The organism is Bremerella sp. P1, assembly GCF_028748185.1.
Lineage (GTDB): Bacteria > Planctomycetota > Planctomycetia > Pirellulales > Pirellulaceae > Bremerella.
The window spans coordinates 916,972-934,227 of record NZ_CP118164.1; the positions used below are offsets into that span (position 1 = coordinate 916,972).

The 17,256-nt window shown below is 55.9% G+C and carries 13 protein-coding genes; 6 read left to right on the forward strand and 7 right to left on the reverse strand.

The genetic code is table 11. From position 1 onward, the window contains the following. The first annotated feature begins 10 nt into the window (after positions 1-10). From mqnE to PSR63_RS03855, 3 genes are all read left to right on the forward strand, one after another. On the forward strand, positions 11-1,162 hold the full coding sequence (mqnE, locus tag PSR63_RS03845) for an aminofutalosine synthase MqnE (protein ID WP_274330896.1): 1,152 nt from the start codon (positions 11-13) through the stop codon (positions 1,160-1,162). A gap of 68 nt (positions 1,163-1,230) precedes the next feature. Then, entirely contained in the window at positions 1,231-2,025 is a 795-nt protein-coding gene (locus PSR63_RS03850) for a hypothetical protein (protein ID WP_274330897.1), read from the forward strand. A gap of 91 nt (positions 2,026-2,116) precedes the next feature. Continuing rightward, positions 2,117-3,139 carry a DUF4272 domain-containing protein gene (locus PSR63_RS03855; protein ID WP_274330898.1) on the forward strand — a complete coding sequence of 341 codons (1,023 nt, stop codon included), beginning with the start codon at positions 2,117-2,119 and terminating at the stop codon, positions 3,137-3,139. A 6-nt stretch (positions 3,140-3,145) separates the two neighbouring features. On the opposite strand, the gene PSR63_RS03860 is transcribed toward PSR63_RS03855, so the two are convergent. The 5 genes from PSR63_RS03860 to priA form a co-directional block, all read right to left on the reverse strand. Next, entirely contained in the window at positions 3,146-4,603 is a 1,458-nt protein-coding gene (locus PSR63_RS03860; protein ID WP_274330899.1) for a sulfatase family protein, read from the reverse strand. Positions 4,604-4,685: 82 nt separating this feature from the next. Then, the gene (gene recG / locus PSR63_RS03865) at positions 4,686-6,782 is read right to left on the reverse strand and encodes an ATP-dependent DNA helicase RecG (protein WP_274330900.1); all 2,097 of its coding nucleotides are present in this window, start codon (positions 6,780-6,782) and stop codon (positions 4,686-4,688) included. A 34-nt stretch (positions 6,783-6,816) separates the two neighbouring features. Then, positions 6,817-7,281, reverse strand: coding sequence for a ribonuclease HI (gene rnhA / locus PSR63_RS03870; RefSeq protein WP_274330901.1), 465 nt, complete (start codon positions 7,279-7,281; stop codon positions 6,817-6,819). A gap of 82 nt (positions 7,282-7,363) precedes the next feature. Next, on the reverse strand, positions 7,364-9,271 hold the full coding sequence (locus PSR63_RS03875; protein WP_274330902.1) for a sensor histidine kinase: 1,908 nt from the start codon (positions 9,269-9,271) through the stop codon (positions 7,364-7,366). Positions 9,272-9,396: 125 nt separating this feature from the next. Then, positions 9,397-11,682 carry a replication restart helicase PriA gene (priA, locus tag PSR63_RS03880; protein WP_274330903.1) on the reverse strand — a complete coding sequence of 762 codons (2,286 nt, stop codon included), beginning with the start codon at positions 11,680-11,682 and terminating at the stop codon, positions 9,397-9,399. 128 nt (positions 11,683-11,810) lie between these two features. Here priA and nadD point away from each other — a divergent pair, with 128 nt between their 5' ends. Then, complete coding sequence (gene nadD / locus PSR63_RS03885) at positions 11,811-12,434, forward strand: nicotinate-nucleotide adenylyltransferase (RefSeq protein ID WP_274330904.1); 624 nt, start codon at positions 11,811-11,813, stop codon at positions 12,432-12,434. 13 nt (positions 12,435-12,447) lie between these two features. On the opposite strand, the gene PSR63_RS03890 is transcribed toward nadD, so the two are convergent. After that, positions 12,448-12,708 carry a hypothetical protein gene (locus tag PSR63_RS03890; RefSeq protein ID WP_274330905.1) on the reverse strand — a complete coding sequence of 87 codons (261 nt, stop codon included), beginning with the start codon at positions 12,706-12,708 and terminating at the stop codon, positions 12,448-12,450. Positions 12,709-12,933: 225 nt separating this feature from the next. Between PSR63_RS03890 and PSR63_RS03895 the strand changes: the two genes are divergently transcribed. Then, positions 12,934-13,788, forward strand: a complete 855-nt coding sequence (locus PSR63_RS03895) for a sensor histidine kinase (RefSeq protein ID WP_274330907.1) — start codon at positions 12,934-12,936, stop codon at positions 13,786-13,788. A 275-nt stretch (positions 13,789-14,063) separates the two neighbouring features. After that, a complete protein-coding gene (gene aroF / locus PSR63_RS03900; protein WP_274330909.1) occupies positions 14,064-15,089 on the forward strand; it encodes a 3-deoxy-7-phosphoheptulonate synthase in 1,026 nt (341 codons plus the stop codon). A gap of 42 nt (positions 15,090-15,131) precedes the next feature. Here the strand turns inward: aroF and PSR63_RS03905 are convergent, their stop codons facing one another. Further along, positions 15,132-17,246, reverse strand: a complete 2,115-nt coding sequence (locus tag PSR63_RS03905; RefSeq protein ID WP_274330911.1) for a hypothetical protein — start codon at positions 17,244-17,246, stop codon at positions 15,132-15,134. Positions 17,247-17,256: the final 10 nt, after the last annotated feature.

Consider the following 17,256-nt stretch of genomic DNA (forward strand, 5'->3'; position numbering starts at 1 on the left):
GCGACCTGGAATGACTCGAGCAGACAAGATTTCGTTGGATACCATCGGTAAGAAGGTCGAGAATGGCGAACGCCTGAATCTGGACGAAGGGGTCTTCCTGTACCAGGACGACGTTCCGTTGAACGAAGTCGCCGAGCTGGCTAACATGGTTCGCGAGCGGAAGAACGGCAACTACGCGTATTACAATATTAATACGCACTTAAACCCAACCAACGTCTGCGTCTACCGCTGTAACTTCTGTGCATTCCGCGCCGACCTTCGTGACCCACGCGGATACCTGATGAGCGACGAGCAGATTCTCGCTCGTGGTCAGGAAGCGGTCGACAATGGCTGCACCGAAATGCATATCGTTGGTGGTCTTCATCACCAGAAGAAGTTCGACTGGTACGTCAACGTCGTGAAGATCCTGCACGACGCGTTCCCCAAGCTTCACCTCAAAGCGTGGACCGCGGTTGAGATCAATTGGTTCGAGTTCCTTACCAAGAAGTCGGTTCGCGAAGTGCTGGAAGTGCTGCGTGACGCAGGCCTCGGCAGCATGCCAGGCGGCGGTGCCGAAATCTTCCACCGCGAAGTTCGTGATCAGATCTGCGAACACAAGGCCGACACCGGCAAGTGGCACGAGATCCATCGCACGGCTCACGAGATGGGCATCAAGACGAACGCCACGATGCTGTACGGTCACATCGAGAACGCCTATCACCGCGTCGATCACTTGATTCGCTTGCGAGAAACGCAAGACGTCAGCGGCGGCTTCCAGACGTTCATTCCGCTGGCCTTCCACCCGGATAACACAGAACTGGCCGAACTCAAAAAGCTGAAGAAGCCATCGGTGGTAATGGACCTGCGAACGATGGCCGTCTCGCGTCTGATGCTGGACAACTTCCCGCACATCAAAGCGTACTGGATCATGCTCGGCATCGGCACGGCTCAAACGGCCCTGTCTTACGGAGCCGACGACATCGACGGTACCGTGCGTCATGAACTGATCTACCACGACGCTGGCGCCACCACGCCGGAAGTCATGTCGGTCGAAGACATCCAGCGTCTGATTGTCGAAGCAGGCCGAGAACCAGTCGAACGCGACACCGTCTACAACCGCGTGATTCGCGATCCGCAGAATATGTCGGAGTGGACGACAGGCGAACCGTTGGAAGTGGGTTAAGTTGACCCCCGACCAAGATTGTTCCCATAATTGATGCATCCCATCCGGAACTATGTGGAGCATCACTTGTGGAAGGTCTGTTTGAATTATTCTTTGCACCAGTGGTGGCATTCTTCGAGGCCTTAGCTGGGCTCATTTGCGCGGTTGCCACAATCGTGGGTGAGATCGTCGGATTCTTTTTCGAACTTCTGCTCCTCGCATTGTTCAAGGGAATTACGCCGGCCAAGCAACGTTTCCGTGAAGGACCTCGTAAGGCTTCACGGGAACCTGGTCCCGTCATGACGGTGATCTGCTCAATTGGATTCGTAATATTTGTCGCTGTCGGCCTAACGTTTTTGATTCGCAGCGGAATCGAGCACTCCCGCACAGTCACAACGCAGGACCAAGTTGACGCACTGGCCGATGCCTATATTGCGCAGTTGGAGAACAAAGAAGGTGACCTTGTGCCTGGTCCTTCTGGTCACCACGACGCTTGGGATAATGCAATCGTTTTGCAAGAGAATGATTTCGTCGTCGGAACCCAGGTGGTCGTTCGTTCGAATGGTCCGGACGGCCAGCCTAACTCTGGTGACGACATCGCAGCCGTTCGTTACCACAAGACGAATGCGAAAGAGATCCGAGACCATCTCGTCGATAAGGCAGTCGGAAAGTTTGAGAAATTCTTTGCCAAGGAAGCTGAAGAGAACCAAAATCAGGCCGAACTAGAACTACAGGAGCAGGTTCCCAACGCCAATGAACTTGCCGAGCATGAAGCGGCCGATGCACCGCTACCCGCTGAGCCAGATGCCGAGGCTCAGGACGAAAAGAAACAGGGCTGGAGGCTTCCCTCCATTAAGTTTGGCTCAGGCAAGAAGGACAAGTAGCCTGGATTTTGAGCGCATTGGCGATTCGCTTTCGTTAGAATTCGCTCATTGCTCTCATCTCGTCTGTTAACCCTCGCCCCATCGTGCTGCCATGCTGATCAACGCCTACTGCACGCATCGCAATCCGCCTGCGCTGGAATTCCCTCACGATTTGATCGGAAGCCGAGACCTTTCGGATCCGGAACTGGCCGAGCACCTAAATGGGTTAATCGGTTTCATCATGCAAGGTGGTGAGCGTGAGATGACGCAAACGCTGTATCACGTTTATCGCCATATCGAGCGTGTCAAGAATCACCTGAGCCTGGAAGTCGAAGACGATCACCTCGATGCGTTTGCCTCGTGGGCGTGGGACGCCAATGCGATTGTGTTTCTGCCCGATGGATCGGTGTGTGATCCCAACGGTAACGTGCTGGTTTCGCCGGAAGATGGTGGCAGCGATCCAGAAGCCCAGGTCCCCTACCCCGAAGACGCCCATCATCGCAAACAAGCGATTTCCCAGGATCTAAGTGACCTGAAGTTGCAGCCATACGAAGGGCTGCCCCCAGTGATTGGCGAGAACGAGGTCGACCTGAGATCGGCCAAAGAAGTGGCCCGCCGAGCGATCGCACTGATGGCGGTGGCGGTTCGAGCGGAAGGGCTGGCCTCGGGCGAACCGATTCCAGTCGCAGAAATTCGCGAACGTCTTCCCCAAGCCTTCGAGGTTTTTACGCCGGTCGAACAAGCATTCATGGATAACGATTCGCCAGACCAGCAGTCGGTCATCAATCATGCCTGGCGGTACGAGTGTTTGTTCGTCTTACAGTGGGCACTTGGACATTTCGACGAGCTTCATTTTCCTTCCGCGATCTGTGACGTGCCAGAAGTCGCAGGCGACATCCTGCACCGCGATCGAGACGAGATGATCGCCGAGGCCAAGCTGCGTCCGACGAAGGAAATCCTCGACGAAGTCGATCTGCACTTTCGCTTGCATTGGATTGCCCGTCAGGCGGACCAGAAAGGCCACCCAGCTCCAGCAGGACTCGACATCGGCGTGATTCAAGAACGCCGCGTCGCACTCAACTGGCTGATTCGATTCGAGAATGCCGACTGGGACGATGTCGACTGCCCGACGTAGACCGCGTTACTTGCCAGCACCCTGTTGCCTCAGCAACGTATCCAGCTCTTTAATCTTCTGTTGAATCTCAGGCCGTGGATCATTGATCAAATTGTTATTCTCGCTGGGGTCATCTACCAAATCGAAGAACTCGTCACAGCCTTCGTTATGGCTATTGCGTACGAGCTTGTAACGATCGGTCCGATAACATCGCAGCGAAGCGGTCGCGTAGTGGATCATATCATATTCGGCAAAGACGTCATTGTTCCACTTGTCCGGCTGCTCGCCCCGTAACAGCGGCAAGAGGCTACGCCCTTTCAGTTTCGGATCGGCATTCACATCGGCAACTTCCGCCAGTGTGGGGAACACATCGAGCGACGATGCGGTTCTCAAGACGACCGTACCAGGAGCCACGACACCGGGCCAACGCACGACGGCTGGAACGCGAAGAGATTCGTCATACAGGTTGGGGCGATACTTTTTGGAGATCACACGCACCCCGTTGTGATACTCACCAGGGGGCTGTTTCTTCGTCGCCCATAGGCCGTTCCCTTTGTGCCAGATTCCATGGTGCCCCATGTTGAATCCATGATCGGAAGTGAAAATCACGATGGTGTTCGCCGCCAGCTGGTTTTTATCCAACGCATCGAGCAGTCGCCCCAGGTTTCGGTCGACGCCTGACGTGCTGGCGAGATACTCGCGCATCATCTTCTTGACCCGCGTGATGTCGAGGCCGGGATAGTCTGGAATTGTCGGATCCAACTCGGCATAGGGCTTCCAATCTTCCGGCGCCACGGGAAGCCAGCGGCCATGGGGTGCCCTGGTGGCCAGGCAAAGAAAGAAGGGTCGATGCTTGTTTCGCTGGATGAAATCAATCGCCCGGTCAGTCAGGATATCGGTCGTCAGTCCCTCGAATTGGCGAACTTCTCCGTCTTCTTCCAGCGTGGGATTATCAGGCGTCGTTCCGCCACCAGTCAGTCCCATGAAGTAGTCAAACCCATGCTTCGTAGGATGAAACTTCTCATTGCCTGGTGCCGTCCAGTCTCCCAAGTGCCATTTGCCAACCAGTCCCGTGCGGTAGCCGGCTGATTGTAAAAGTTCTGCGATCGTCATCGTACTGTCCGGGTCCAAACGAACTTCGTCGTTGGGATCGTACAGCTTGTGCCCTGGCTGAGGAATGAAATCGGGAATCCCCAATTCGCTGGCATACCGCCCTGTCATGAACGATGCCCGAGCCGGACTACAAACGGGCGTCGTGCAAAAGAAGTTACGAAAAACAGCCCCTTCACTGGCGAGTCGATCGATGTTCGGTGTCGCCGCGGCGGGAACCTCGCGGTACTGTCCCGAGCGAACCGCCGAACCAAATGCCCACGGTGCTTGATCGTCGGTCAACACGATAATGATGTTCGGCTTCGCCGCCACGGCAGGCACGGCTGTGGTGATCGATAAAAAAGCTGCCAGAGCAGCGAAGATTGCTTTGGACATGGAAGAAGCTCAGTGCCTGGGAAATGCTGGTATCCCAGCAGTATACCAGCTCTCAATCGGGACTCAACTTTGCGCGAGGCACCTAGCCCAAGTCACCAATATCAAGCGACTTGCCGTAACGGGTGAGCACCATCCTCTGCAGCTTTTCCCACTTCGCGCCAGCCAGGTTCGGATCGGTATCGGTGATCGAAAACGCATCCTCGCGGGCTTTGGCCAGCAGCTCGCCATCGCGCTGTAGGTCCGCGATCCGAAGTGGAGGCATGCCGTGTTGCTTCCAGCCAAACAAGTCGCCGGGGCCGCGAAGCTTGAAGTCGACTTCGGCCAACTCGAACCCATCGGTTGTTCCGGCAAATGCTTCTAAACGTTCGCGCGAGGCATCAGTGGCCGGGTTGGCAAACACGCAAAGATAACCGGGATGCTTACCTCGACTGATTCGACCGCGAAGCTGATGGAGTTGGGCCAGCCCGAAGCGTTCGCCGCTCTCGATCGTCATGAGCACGGCATTGGCGACATCGACCCCCACTTCCACGACTGTCGTGGCGATCAAGACATCAATCTCGTGATTAGCAAAACGCTGCATCACGGCATCCTTTTCGGCCGGCGGCATGCGTCCGTGCAGCATCTCTAAACGAAACTCTTCCAGTTCGCCGTTGGCCAAATTCTCGAGCAGTTGCTCGACGCCACCAAGCGTGTCATCGCGGTTCGTTTCATCGACCAATGGCGCGATGACATACCCTTGCCGCCCTTCGCGCAGTTTCTTGCGAAAGAAGTCCCACCACTTGGCCCGCTGCTCATCGTCAGCAATATACGTGCTGATCGTCTGACGACCTGGCGGCGCGTTGCGAATGGTCGAGATATCGAGATCTCCGAACATCCCCAAGGCCACCGTGCGTGGAATCGGCGTGGCGGTCATCACCAGGTAGTGCGGATCATTGCCGGCACTTCGCAGCGCGGCACGTTGGCGAACGCCAAACTTATGCTGCTCGTCGATGATCACCAGGCCCAGCTTTTGGAACGTGATTTCGGTCGCAATGATCGCTTGCGTTCCGATTAACAGATCGATCTCACCCGCAGCGACATCCGCCAAAAGCTTAGAACGTTCCTTTTCGGTCAGCGAGCCTGTAAGTACTCCGATCCGAACCTTCGCATGACTTAACAGCTTGCTGAGCGTTCGAGCATGCTGTTTGGCTAAGACTTCCGTCGGAGCCATTAGGGCAGCCTGAGTTTTGGCAGCTACCGCGGCTAACATTGCGTAGACCGAGACCATTGTCTTGCCCGTCCCCACGTCCCCTTGCAGCAAGCGATTCATGGGAATCGTACGATTCAAATCGTGGCAGATCTCGTGGATCGCTTTGTTCTGGTCTTCGGTCAGCTCAAATGGAAGCAGCTTACGAATCCGTTCGTCGATGCGAAAATCGACGGGGATTGGCAGCGCACTCTTGCGCTCGTTGAGCTGATGCTTGCGCAGCGACATAGCCAGCTGCAGCACGAGCAGTTCCTGGTAGATAAACCGCTTCCGGGCAGCTTCCGTATCTTCACGCGAGTGGGGCCGATGAATCTTGTTCAGGGCATCGTGAATCGACAGCAGTTCGTGCTGTTTTAGAAACGAGTCCGGCAAGACTTCCTCTAGGTCACTCCCATACGTATCGAGCGCCGTATGGACCATCTTTCGCATCAACCCTTGGCGCACTCCTTCGGTCAGTGGGTAGATGGGAAGCAGCTTGCCACCTTCCGGCTGATCACCAGGCTCGACGATATCGACCACGGGGTGGGCCATCTCCCAGCGATTACCTTGTAGTCGAGGTCGACCCGATACGATCACGTGCTGCCCTTCCTGGAATCGCTTTCGCAGAAAAGGCTGATTAAACCAAACGCCGCGCACATAGGCTTGATTATCGCGGACGAGTACCCCCAGCACGCTGCGTCCTGGACCCGTTCCGCGGAAATCGACGTCTTCGATTACGCCGGTAATCGACGCCGGTTCATCTTCCTTCAGGTCATCGGCCGGGATGATATCCAGCAGGTCTTGGTAGTCACGTGGAAAGAAGAAGATGAGATCGAGGGCCGTGTAGAGCTGCAGCTTCGCCAGCCGCTCGGCACGCTGCGGTCCGACCCCTTTCAGGAACTGTACCGGCGTGCGAAGACGCTGGAGCGGAGTCGATTCGCGGCTGTCTGACATTCCGTCCTCACCAGGGCGATCCGTCGGGGGTTGATTATCGATAAGGCTGATAGGCCGCCACGGCCAATTCGTCAACACGATCATTTTCCGGGTGGCCACTGTGGCCAGCGACTCGGGTATATTTCACGCGATGCTTTTGCAGCTGTTCGTCCAGTTGTTTCCACAGGTCGTCATTCTTGACCGGCTTCCACTGCTTGCCTTCTTTGCGCTGCCAGTTGTTCTTCTTCCACTTGGGCATCCACTCGGTCATCCCTTTGCCGACGTAGACGCTATCGGTAAATAGCTCGATACTACACGCTCGGCTAAGGGTCTGCAGGCCTTGAATGACGGCCATCAACTCCATGCGATTGTTGGTCGTATCGCGTTCACCGCCTGACTTTTCCATCTCTTTGCCGGTGGATGGATGGCGCAAGATAAACGCCCAGCCGCCGGGGCCGGGGTTTCCACTACATGCCCCGTCCGTGAAAAGAAGAACCTCAGGCTCGAAGGTGGCCGCCATTCACTGCTCCCAATAGATCGTTCGCTAAACGAGCGATTATGTCCCGGGATGCGGTCGGGATAAAGCCCCACCTGGAAGATGACTAGTTTCTCGTTGTCGAATCGATCGTTTCCGGCGTTTCGACCTGGCGAGACCCTTGAATGCGGACAAAGTCGCCGTGCTTGGTCTTGGTGATCTCGTCGATACGTGACGTGAACGAATCTTCGCGAACGTCAGGACGATCTTCGATCACCCACGGGATGTCAACAAAAAACGTACTTCCCTTGCCCAGTTCGCTCTCGGCTCGTACGGTTCCGCCCAGCAGCTGGCATAGCTCGCGGACGATCGATAAGCCGAGGCCGGTACCAGAGTACTCGCGTGTCAGCGTGTCCCCTTGCGAGGCGGTCCCTTGGCGGAACTTCTCGAAGATGATCTCGCGATCCTCTTCCGCGATACCCACACCGGTGTCGCTTACGGAAAGCTCAAGACGATTGTTGATGCGATTCGCTTTGACAACAATGCGTCCCCCTTCCGGCGTGAACTTGATCGCATTGGAAAGCAAGTTGGTCAAGATCTGCTGGAACTTCGATTGATCCTGCAGCGCCGGCTCTTCATTGGGATCGACGTGACAGGTCAGATCGATGTTCTTTTCTTCCGTAAGCGAGCGAACCATATCACAGGCGCCGCTAACCACCGAAGCAACCGAAAATCGTGACGGGCGGACTTCCATGCGACCGCTTTCGACCTTTGCCAGGTCGAGAATGTCGTTGATCATGTCCAGCAGCAAACGACCTGACTTCTGGATGTTCTCGACGTACCGTTTCTGTTTGTCGTTCAGGCTGTCGATACCACGCAGCACATCCGAGAAACCGAGAATACTATTGAGCGGCGTCCGCAGTTCGTGGCTCATGCTTGCCAGGAAGTCGCTCTTCAAGCAGTTCATCTCGTACAACTGCATATTGGCCTGAGCCAGTTGATCGACCTTGCCGTCGAGATCTCGGTTAACGTAGGTCAACTTGTTCTGGGCATCGATCAAGTGAGCAAGCATGCGGTTGAAGGAAGTTGCCAGGTCTTCGAATTCATCGCCGGTGTAGATCTCGGCCCGCACGTCCATGTGACCTTGGCTCACCTCGTCACTCACGTCACGCAGGTGAGTCAGTGGTTTCACGATGATGTAACGCACGATCAGGTACAACGCGATCATGGAAAGCGCGACCGTGATAATAGCCGTGGCTAGAAGGTAGGCCCGGTTCTTCGTCAGCGCGATCTGCGTGATCTCGTCGTCCTTAACGATCTTGATCACATTGAACGGCAGTTCATTTTCAAGCGGGAAGCCTGTGGTCGAGACGGCCAGTTCCAGGTTCGTATTGTGACAGGCAACCGTGCAGTTTCGCTTCCAATAGATCGGCTGATAATAAATGTACTTTTGCCGTTCCGCATCGTAGAAAGCTTCTGAGGCTGGCGAATAGGCGATCGTGTCTTCGTCGTTGTCAGCGTCACCACGCCCCAGTTCGACGAATTCATCAGTCGTCTCTTGGGTACTGATACCGGGCGTGCTAAGGAACTTCTCGAGGATATCCTTATCACGCGTTTGTTGAATCTCTTTCAAACGCCGCAGGATCTCGGCTTCCTCTTCGTTAGCCGGCAGAAGGATGCGTTCCTCGGGTCGACTGGTCGCCGCCAATTTGCGGTCAGCCGGATCGAGGGTCATCACTTCCCAGTCGTACTTCATGTACTCCAGTTCGAGGCCCGTATCACGTACGTGCTCGTCCCATCCTTCCGGATTCTTTTGGGCCTGGGCGTCATGCTTCCAGTGGATCTTCATCAGAACCGCATCAACCAGGTGCCGCCCGGTGCTCAAATTATTGTTGTGCACCAACTGTTCGGTCGATTGCCCATACCACCAGAAGCTGCCGGTAATCAGCAGCAACAGGCATGTTCCGTACAGAAAGCGGCACTTTCGTTCGAGATTGGTCTCGCCGAGGACGCGCTTAATGGAACGATACGACATGGGATGTTTTCAGTGTTCAGTTTTTAGTGCAAGAGCCAGAAGTGGCCCAAACACGGCTGGAAACAGCAACTTTTGAATTCTAGGACTTTCGCTCAACTGAAACTACCCAGATTTCCATAGTTGGCCTACATCATGTCGATTGGATCGACATCGGCAATCCACAAGACATCCTCCGGAACGGCTACCTTTTCGCGACATCGGAGCACGGCCGCACGCATTAACAGTCGATCGAAACTGTGCAGTAGCAAGTGATAGCGGTAATTCCCACGCAGCTTTTCGATGGGGGCCGGAGCAGGCCCTTGCTGCGAGATGTCGCCCCCCTGCTCTTGGGCGAAACGAGCCAGCTCTTCGGAAATCTGCTGCATGAACAGTTCCACGGACGGCTGCGATGGACCGCGAGCAATGATCCGAACCATGTGCGCAAAAGGTGTCATCTGAAAGTCGCGGCGAAATGGCAGCTCTCGCTCGGCAAACAGGGCGTAATCATGCCGTGTCGCTGCTTCGATCGCGGGGTGATCTGGGCTTAGCGTCTGCACCAGGACTTCCCCCCCCAGGTCGCCTCGGCCGGTTCTCCCAGCCACTTGGGTGATCAATTGAAACGTCCGCTCGCCAGCACGGACATCGGGAAAGTGCAGTGCCGTATCGGCGTTGATCACACCCACCAGCGTCACATTCGGGAAGTCCAACCCCTTGGCGATCATCTGGGTGCCGACCAGGATCTTCACTTCGCGATTGCGAAAACGCTCGAGCGCGGCTTCATGCGAGCCAGGCTTCTTCATTGTGTCGGAGTCCATCCGAATGATCGGGTATGAGCCGAACTTCGACTTGACTTCCTGTTCCAGCTTTTGAGTACCGATCCCGGAAAAGCGGATTCCACTATAACGACACGTGGGCACAGGGCAGACACGTGGGGCCGAGCTGCGGTAGTCGCAGTAATGACAAACGGTGCTGCCGTCGGTGATATGATGCGTCAGCGGAATCTCGCAATGAGGGCACTCCACCAGGTGACCACACGCGGGGCACTGAATGTGCGTACTGTGCCCTCGACGATTGAGCAGCAGGATAATCTGTCCATCTTGTTCGAGAGTTCGCTTCATCGAGTGATAAAGCTGACGGCTGATCGCACCGCGAAAGCTAGTCGTCTTGTCGTATCGCATGTCGACGGTACGCACCGCCGGCAGTGGCCGATTCCCAATCCGATGCGGCATCGAGATCAACGCGTACTCACCTTGCTGAGCACGATAGTACGTCTCCAGCGAAGGAGTCGCCGTGCCGAGAATCAGCGGGATCTTCTCGTATTCGGCCCGCTTGGCAGCGACCTCTCGAGCATGGTACCTAGGCACCGAGTCTTGCTTGAACGAGCTGTCGTGTTCTTCATCCAGGATGATCATTCCCAGTTGAGGTGTCGGTGCAAACACCGCACTGCGTGCCCCGACCACCACGTTCACGATGCCTGAAGCAATTCGTTTCCACTGCCAGTGCCGCTCGACGTCACTCATATGACTGTGCAGTACAGCAATCCGATCGAAGCGCGAAGCGAAACGCTGTTTGGTTTGGGGCGTGAGACTGATTTCCGGAACCAGGACGATCGCCTGCTTCCCTTGATCGATCACATGTTGAATGGCCTGAATGTAGACCTCAGTCTTTCCACTGCCGGTCACGCCATGCAGCAGGATGGGCTTCGGCTCAGGTGCATTGACCTGGGCGAGGATCGTCTTGAGTGCGGAAGCCTGAACCTCGTTCAACGTCTTAGCCGGTTCGCGTTCGATATCAATGTCGTCGAAGTGGGCGTGACTGACGCGGCGGACTTCCGACGTAATGAGCTTCTTCTTGCGTAGCCCGGTGATGGGTGCTTGAGTACAGCGGCACTTGTCGGCTAGGTCTCCCGGCGTCATCGGCTTACTGGATGCGGCCAGCGTCGTCAGCACGTGATGTTGCTTCTCAGGCAGCTTGATCGTCGCGATGCGGGCAGCCACTTCGCGGGGAACACTCAGTAGCGTCACTTCGCGTGTGCCTGCGTTGCCGCGCACAGCGGCGGGAATCACGGCGTCGAGCACCTGTCCCCAACTAGCCAAGTAGTACTCGGCCATCCATTGGGTCATCTTCAGCATCTGCGAAGAAAGCAACGTCTGCTGATCAAGGGCCGACAGCACGTACTTCAGCTTGCGACGACCATACTCCTTCCGCTCGACAGCCACGCAGTACGCCATCACGCGGCGATTGGATCGACCTAGTGGGACGTAGACCCGGCGGCCAGGCAAGACTTCGCCGACCAACTCATCAGGCACCAAGTAATCGAAGGTCTGCTCAGGCCCGGTCGACATCACGACTGAGGCCACCAGCCCTGTTTGAGCATCGTCCTGCTCCCAGGGGGTCGAATCGTCGCCGAAAAGTCCTTTTTGATTCTTCACAAAAACTCGAAATGCTGGTGGTCCAAGCGTTCATCCTGGCCAATTGTGCCCCGGACCGATACGATAGCAGTTTGAAGGCGACCTTCCCACCACGCCGAAGATCGGCCCGAAGCGAAAGGGGGAGTACCATGCGACTGGGAATTTACGGGGGTTCGTTTTCCCCAATTCACAACGGTCATTTGCTTCTTGCAGAATCGTGTCGCGAACAGTGCGCCTTGGACGAAGTTTGGTTCTTGCCTGCGGCCACCAATCCACTCAAGCAAGATGGCGTGCTGGCCTCCGATGCTCATCGCGTGGCAATGATCGAACTAGCCATCGCCGGTAACCATGCATTCAAATGCAGTCCCATCGAGTTGGAACGCGGTGGACTTAGTTATACCGTCGATACACTTCGAGATTTGCAGAAAATCGTTCCGCAGGCCGAGTTATTCTTACTGGTTGGCGGCGACTCGTTCGCTTCGCTCTTTCACTGGCACAAGATTGACGAGATCTGCGAACTGGCAACCATTTGCACGGTGGGCCGGCCTGGCAGCGACTTAAGCGACTGGGGACAACTGCCGGAAGTCCTAAATGACGATCAGATGACACACATCAAGCAGCACTTCGTCGAAATGCCACTGATTGGCCTATCCAGCACCGACATCCGTGGGCGAATTGCTAGCGGCAGATCGATCCGCTACATGGTGCCGCGTAGTGTCGAGAAGTATATCGAAACGCAGCACGTCTTCCACAAACAAGTGGCGTCAACTTAGATCGCTACGTGAATCACGCAGCTCGGCGACGACCCAAAACCTGACCGAGTTGCGGCGTCAGAGGCGTTTGCTCGAGGGAAGGATCACTCTTAAGCGCTTCCAGTACTTGGTCCAGCTGCTCGAGCGAGGACAAGCTCAGGTCGAGGAAGATCCATCGTTTGCCGGCGATTTCGCAGACGCCTCCGCCTTGGCCGTCGAGCCATTCACGGCGAATCTGGTATCCCAATTCTTGAGCGGTAGCGATGGCCTGGTCGAGTAGATCGAGGGTGTGCATCCTTGCGAACTCCGATGATCTAGGTAATTTGCATGAGCAACCATAAAGGTTACCGGTTCTTTCGCCGGGAATTGTAGCGGTCAAAGGGGGATCGACGATAGACATATTACGGGCCAGCGCGATCAGGCCATCGAATTCGTCGAAAGGATTCTGCGATTTCGATCGATGCCAGCTGCTAGCTCGTCCGCTCACAAGTCGCGACTAACCATGGAAGCAGGGTCAAGGATGAACCACTCGCAATCCCCCTCAGATGCTTCGCTGATTGAACGTCAGGCGAAGGAAATCGAAATCTTGAAGCGCCGTTTGCTCGAAGCGCAAAAACTGACCGCGATGGGGGAACTCGTCAGTACGACGACGCACGAATTCAACAACGTGCTGATGGCCGTGATCAACTACGCCCGCATGGGGCTGCGTCATCAGGACGAGCAAACCCGCAACAACTGCTTTGAAAAGATCGCAGCCGCCGGGGACCGAGCCGCCAAGATCACGACCGGTGTGCTGGCGATGGCCAAGAACCGTGGCGACCGCATGGAGCCAACCGACCTGTCGAAAATCGTCGACGACACCATCGTGCTGCTCGAGCGGGAACTTCGCAAATATCGCATCGAATTAGAATTTCAAAACGAGAACGCTCCCCTGGCAATGGCCAACGGGAACCAGATTCAGCAGGTCCTGTTGAACCTGATGATCAATGCTCGCCAGGCGATGCCTCACGGCGGACGGCTGATCCTGAAGCTTTCGTACGACAAAGCGAATGACACGGTCGACCTGTTGGTACGCGATCACGGCACCGGCATTCCGACCGATCAACTGCCGCATATCTTTGATGCGTTCTACACGACCAAAACAGGTCCCGATGAAACGGGCAAAGGGGGAACCGGGATCGGTTTGGCCGCTTGCCGCGACATCATCGAAGCCCACCAAGGCAAGATCCGCGTGCAAAGCACCGTGGGGATGGGAACCGCCTTCACGATCCGAATTCCGGCCGCTGCCGTGAACCCTACGCCGACCTCAACTGTCTCCAGCGGCGTACCGATCGCAGGCAGCGAAATGCTTCCCACGTCGCCTGTGAGGCACTAAGCAAGTTTGATGCTTCATGGCAAGTTCATGAAATTCGGACTTGTCACAAACGAAAACGCGCACATAATAACCGATATGAACAGCTGGCAGTTTACTTTTGGATTCTACTTTCCCTACTTTCCGAGTAGGGCCGAGGATTCTGTGTAAACTGCTAACTGCAAAACGCGAGAACTCCAAAAGCCCTGAATCGGAAAGCGATTCAGGGCTTTTTTTGTTTCTATTGCCAACTTTAAGACCTGACACCTCACCAAACTAAAGCCTGGGAAGAGAAAGCAATGATCATCGTTATGAAACGGGACGCCACCGGCGACATGATTCAACATGCCGCCGAAAAAGTCGAGAAATTAGGGCTCAAAGCCCACGTCATCGAAGGGACTGAAAGGACCGTGATCGCCGCAATTGGCGACAAACGCGAAGAAATGCGGGAGTCGTTCGAGACCGTCACAGGTGTCTCGAAGGTCGTACCGATCCTGGCCCCTTACAAGGTCGCCAGTCGCGAAGTGAAGCCAGAGCCAACGCTCGTCAAAGCCGGTAGCCTGGAAGTCGGCAACGGCAAGTGCGGCGTCATCGCGGGTCCCTGTAGCGTGGAAAGCGAAGACCAGATTGTCCAGACTGCCAAAGCAGTGAAAGCCGCAGGAGCCACGGCGCTGCGTGGGGGAGCGTTCAAGCCACGCACGAGCCCTTATTCCTTCCAGGGTCTGAAAGAAGATGGCCTGAAGATGCTGGCCACAGCACGCGAAGAAACCGGCCTGGCCGTTGTCACGGAAGTGGTCGCGTCGGAAGACGTTAAGCTGGTTGCCAAGTATGCTGACGTATTGCAAATCGGTGCCCGCAACATGCAGAACTACCGCCTTTTAGAAGAGGTGGGCCGGGTCGATCGAGCCGTACTGCTCAAGCGTGGACCTTCCGCTACCATCGACGAACTGCTTCTGGCTGCCGAATACATTCTCAACGAAGGCAACAGCCGCGTCATGCTGTGCGAACGCGGGATTCGCACCTTCGAGTCGCACACGCGGTTCACGCTTCCTCTGGCTACGGTGACTTACCTTCATCAGAAGACGCACCTCCCGGTGGTCATCGATCCTAGCCACGGCACCGGCCATGCTTCCCTGGTCCCCGACATGTGCGTTGCCAGCGTGGCAATCGGCGCTGACGGCATCATCGTGGAAGTGCATCCCGAGCCTGACGAAGCCATGAGTGACGGCTATCAATCGCTTGATCTGCCTACCTTCGCGGAAACGATGAAACGCTGCCGCGCGGTGGCAAATGCCGTGGGAATTCAGTGCGGTGCCGACGTGTAGGCCAAGAGGTGTCCAGGCTTGTGGACGATGGAAGATCTCCGTTTAGTTGGAGATCTTCCTTTGCAGAGCGAACTGAAGCCGCTGATGATCGTCTTTCGACAGAAGGGCAATCAGGTGTTTACTGACGGGATCGTACTGCAAATCGCCGTAGCCTGTTTTACGAAGATCACTCAGTTCGCGTTTGGCATTGTTAATCAGTGCCGCAGCTTCCGACTTACCCAGCTGAAGCTTGCTCACATCGTAGAACTCCAGCCAAGGCATGATAGGCGTAGTACGCGAGCTGACCAGTTGAACCGTCGTGGCATTGATCGGTAGCGTTTCCAGTTTCCAGGCTTGGCAGAACTGCTCGAGCGCCTGCTGAGTGGTAACGCCGGGTGCCGTTAATGTCACCGGTGTGGCTGGACCGAGCTTGTTCATCGCCAAAGAGTCCCAATCGCACAAAATGGTCAGACCACTCTTCTTCTCAAGTTGATCGACCACTTTGTAAAACGGCGTCGGCACGACAATTTGCAGCTTCACATCTTTTTGCAGTGCCGGCGATAGCTGATCGCTACGCAGGGTCAGGTCGAACAACTCTTTCGAGAAACTACTACGCTGCGGAAGTCCGCGAGCAATTCGTAGCTTTTCCAAAAAGACCACTGCTTTGAAGTGCGCCACTTCGCTTTGCGTGATCATGATCTTTCCTGGATCGATACGATAAAGGCCGTCCCCGCGGGATTGCTTCCAGGAAAGGGGCTCGACCAGGTGTGTCATGAGGTAGGCGATGTCGGCAACTTCTTGCTGATTCGCGGCCAAGTCATCAACCAACAACTGGGCCACGCGTTTGTGGCCATCCAATGGCTGCGTGATACGTAGCCGGGCACTCTTATCGGTCGCTTGAATCTCGAGACCGAACGGACGGACAGCCGAATTCAAAATACCTTCGATCGATGTCTGCGTCTGTTTGACGGAGATGGGCGTCTTGGCATTGATGTCGGCCGATGCCAACGCGATTGGATCGAGCGTGACCGGCACGGTGCTCATCTGCGTCACAAAGGAAGCAAACTCATTGAGCGGCATGTTGTCGAATTCAATCCGCACAATCGGATCGCCCAGCCGTTGAGCGACATCCACCTCCGGAATCGGAGGCACAAGTTCCGGTGCCGTCGAAACATCGACTTGCGGCATGGCTGGCATAGCATCCGCAGGTCCAGGATTGGTACTGGCGGATTGCTCGAAGGCTTCTGAATCGAAAACAGGGAACGCCTCGCCAAACACTTCATACAGTGGGTCGTCCTTGAGTTCCAGAATCGAAGGCTTGGCGTCGGCGACCTTCGGCTTGCCATCGTCAGTGGTCGGCATCTCTTCCGTCGGATTTCCGGCAGGCGTTGTCCCTGGAGGATCGTCGAACAGGAACGGATTCTCTTCGCTGGGCATCATCGGCTCAGTCGACTCTTCGGCAGTTGCCTCCGGTAAGGTCTTCTCTTCTGCTGGAGACTCCTCGGTGGCAGGTTCCGACTCGACCGGTTCTTTGGCTGGTTCTTCCGGCGTGGGCTGCGGCGTTTCTTCGACAGGAGTCGGTTCTTTCTCGGCAGGTGGTTCTTCCTCTGCCGGCGACTCGAACTGGGCTACCTGGGTCGGTTCTGGCTCTTCCGGAACGACAGGCGCCGGTTGATCATTTCCCGAAAAGACGGCGTACCCAATTACCGCGAATGTTACGATGGCCATGACCGACGTCCCGCCGATCAGGGCCATATTCCGCATCTTGCTGACCGAAGCACTATCGGAAAAACGGTTGACCTCGGCCGTTGCTGCTTCGGCAGGCTCGGCACTGGGCGAAGTCGGTACCGTTTCTTCGGCTGCCGGCGAACCGGCTAACATCTCGTCAAGATTATCGAATGCCGCATCCGAGCTAGAAACCTCAGTCGGGGTTGGCTCAGGTGTCGGCGTCTCTGGTGCGGGAGTTTCCGGAGCAGGAGCTTCTGGCTGAGATGCAATCGGCGCAGCGACAGGTGCGGCCTTCGACTTCGACTTATCCGTCGATCCAGGCGAATCGGGCGCGGCGATCTCGACCATACTTCCACACTTCGGACAGTTGACAATCTGACCGATGAGCGAACGGCTGGTCACCTTCAGGCGAGCAGCACAGGTCGGGCATTGAACTCGGAATAGGGTCACGCGATTACTC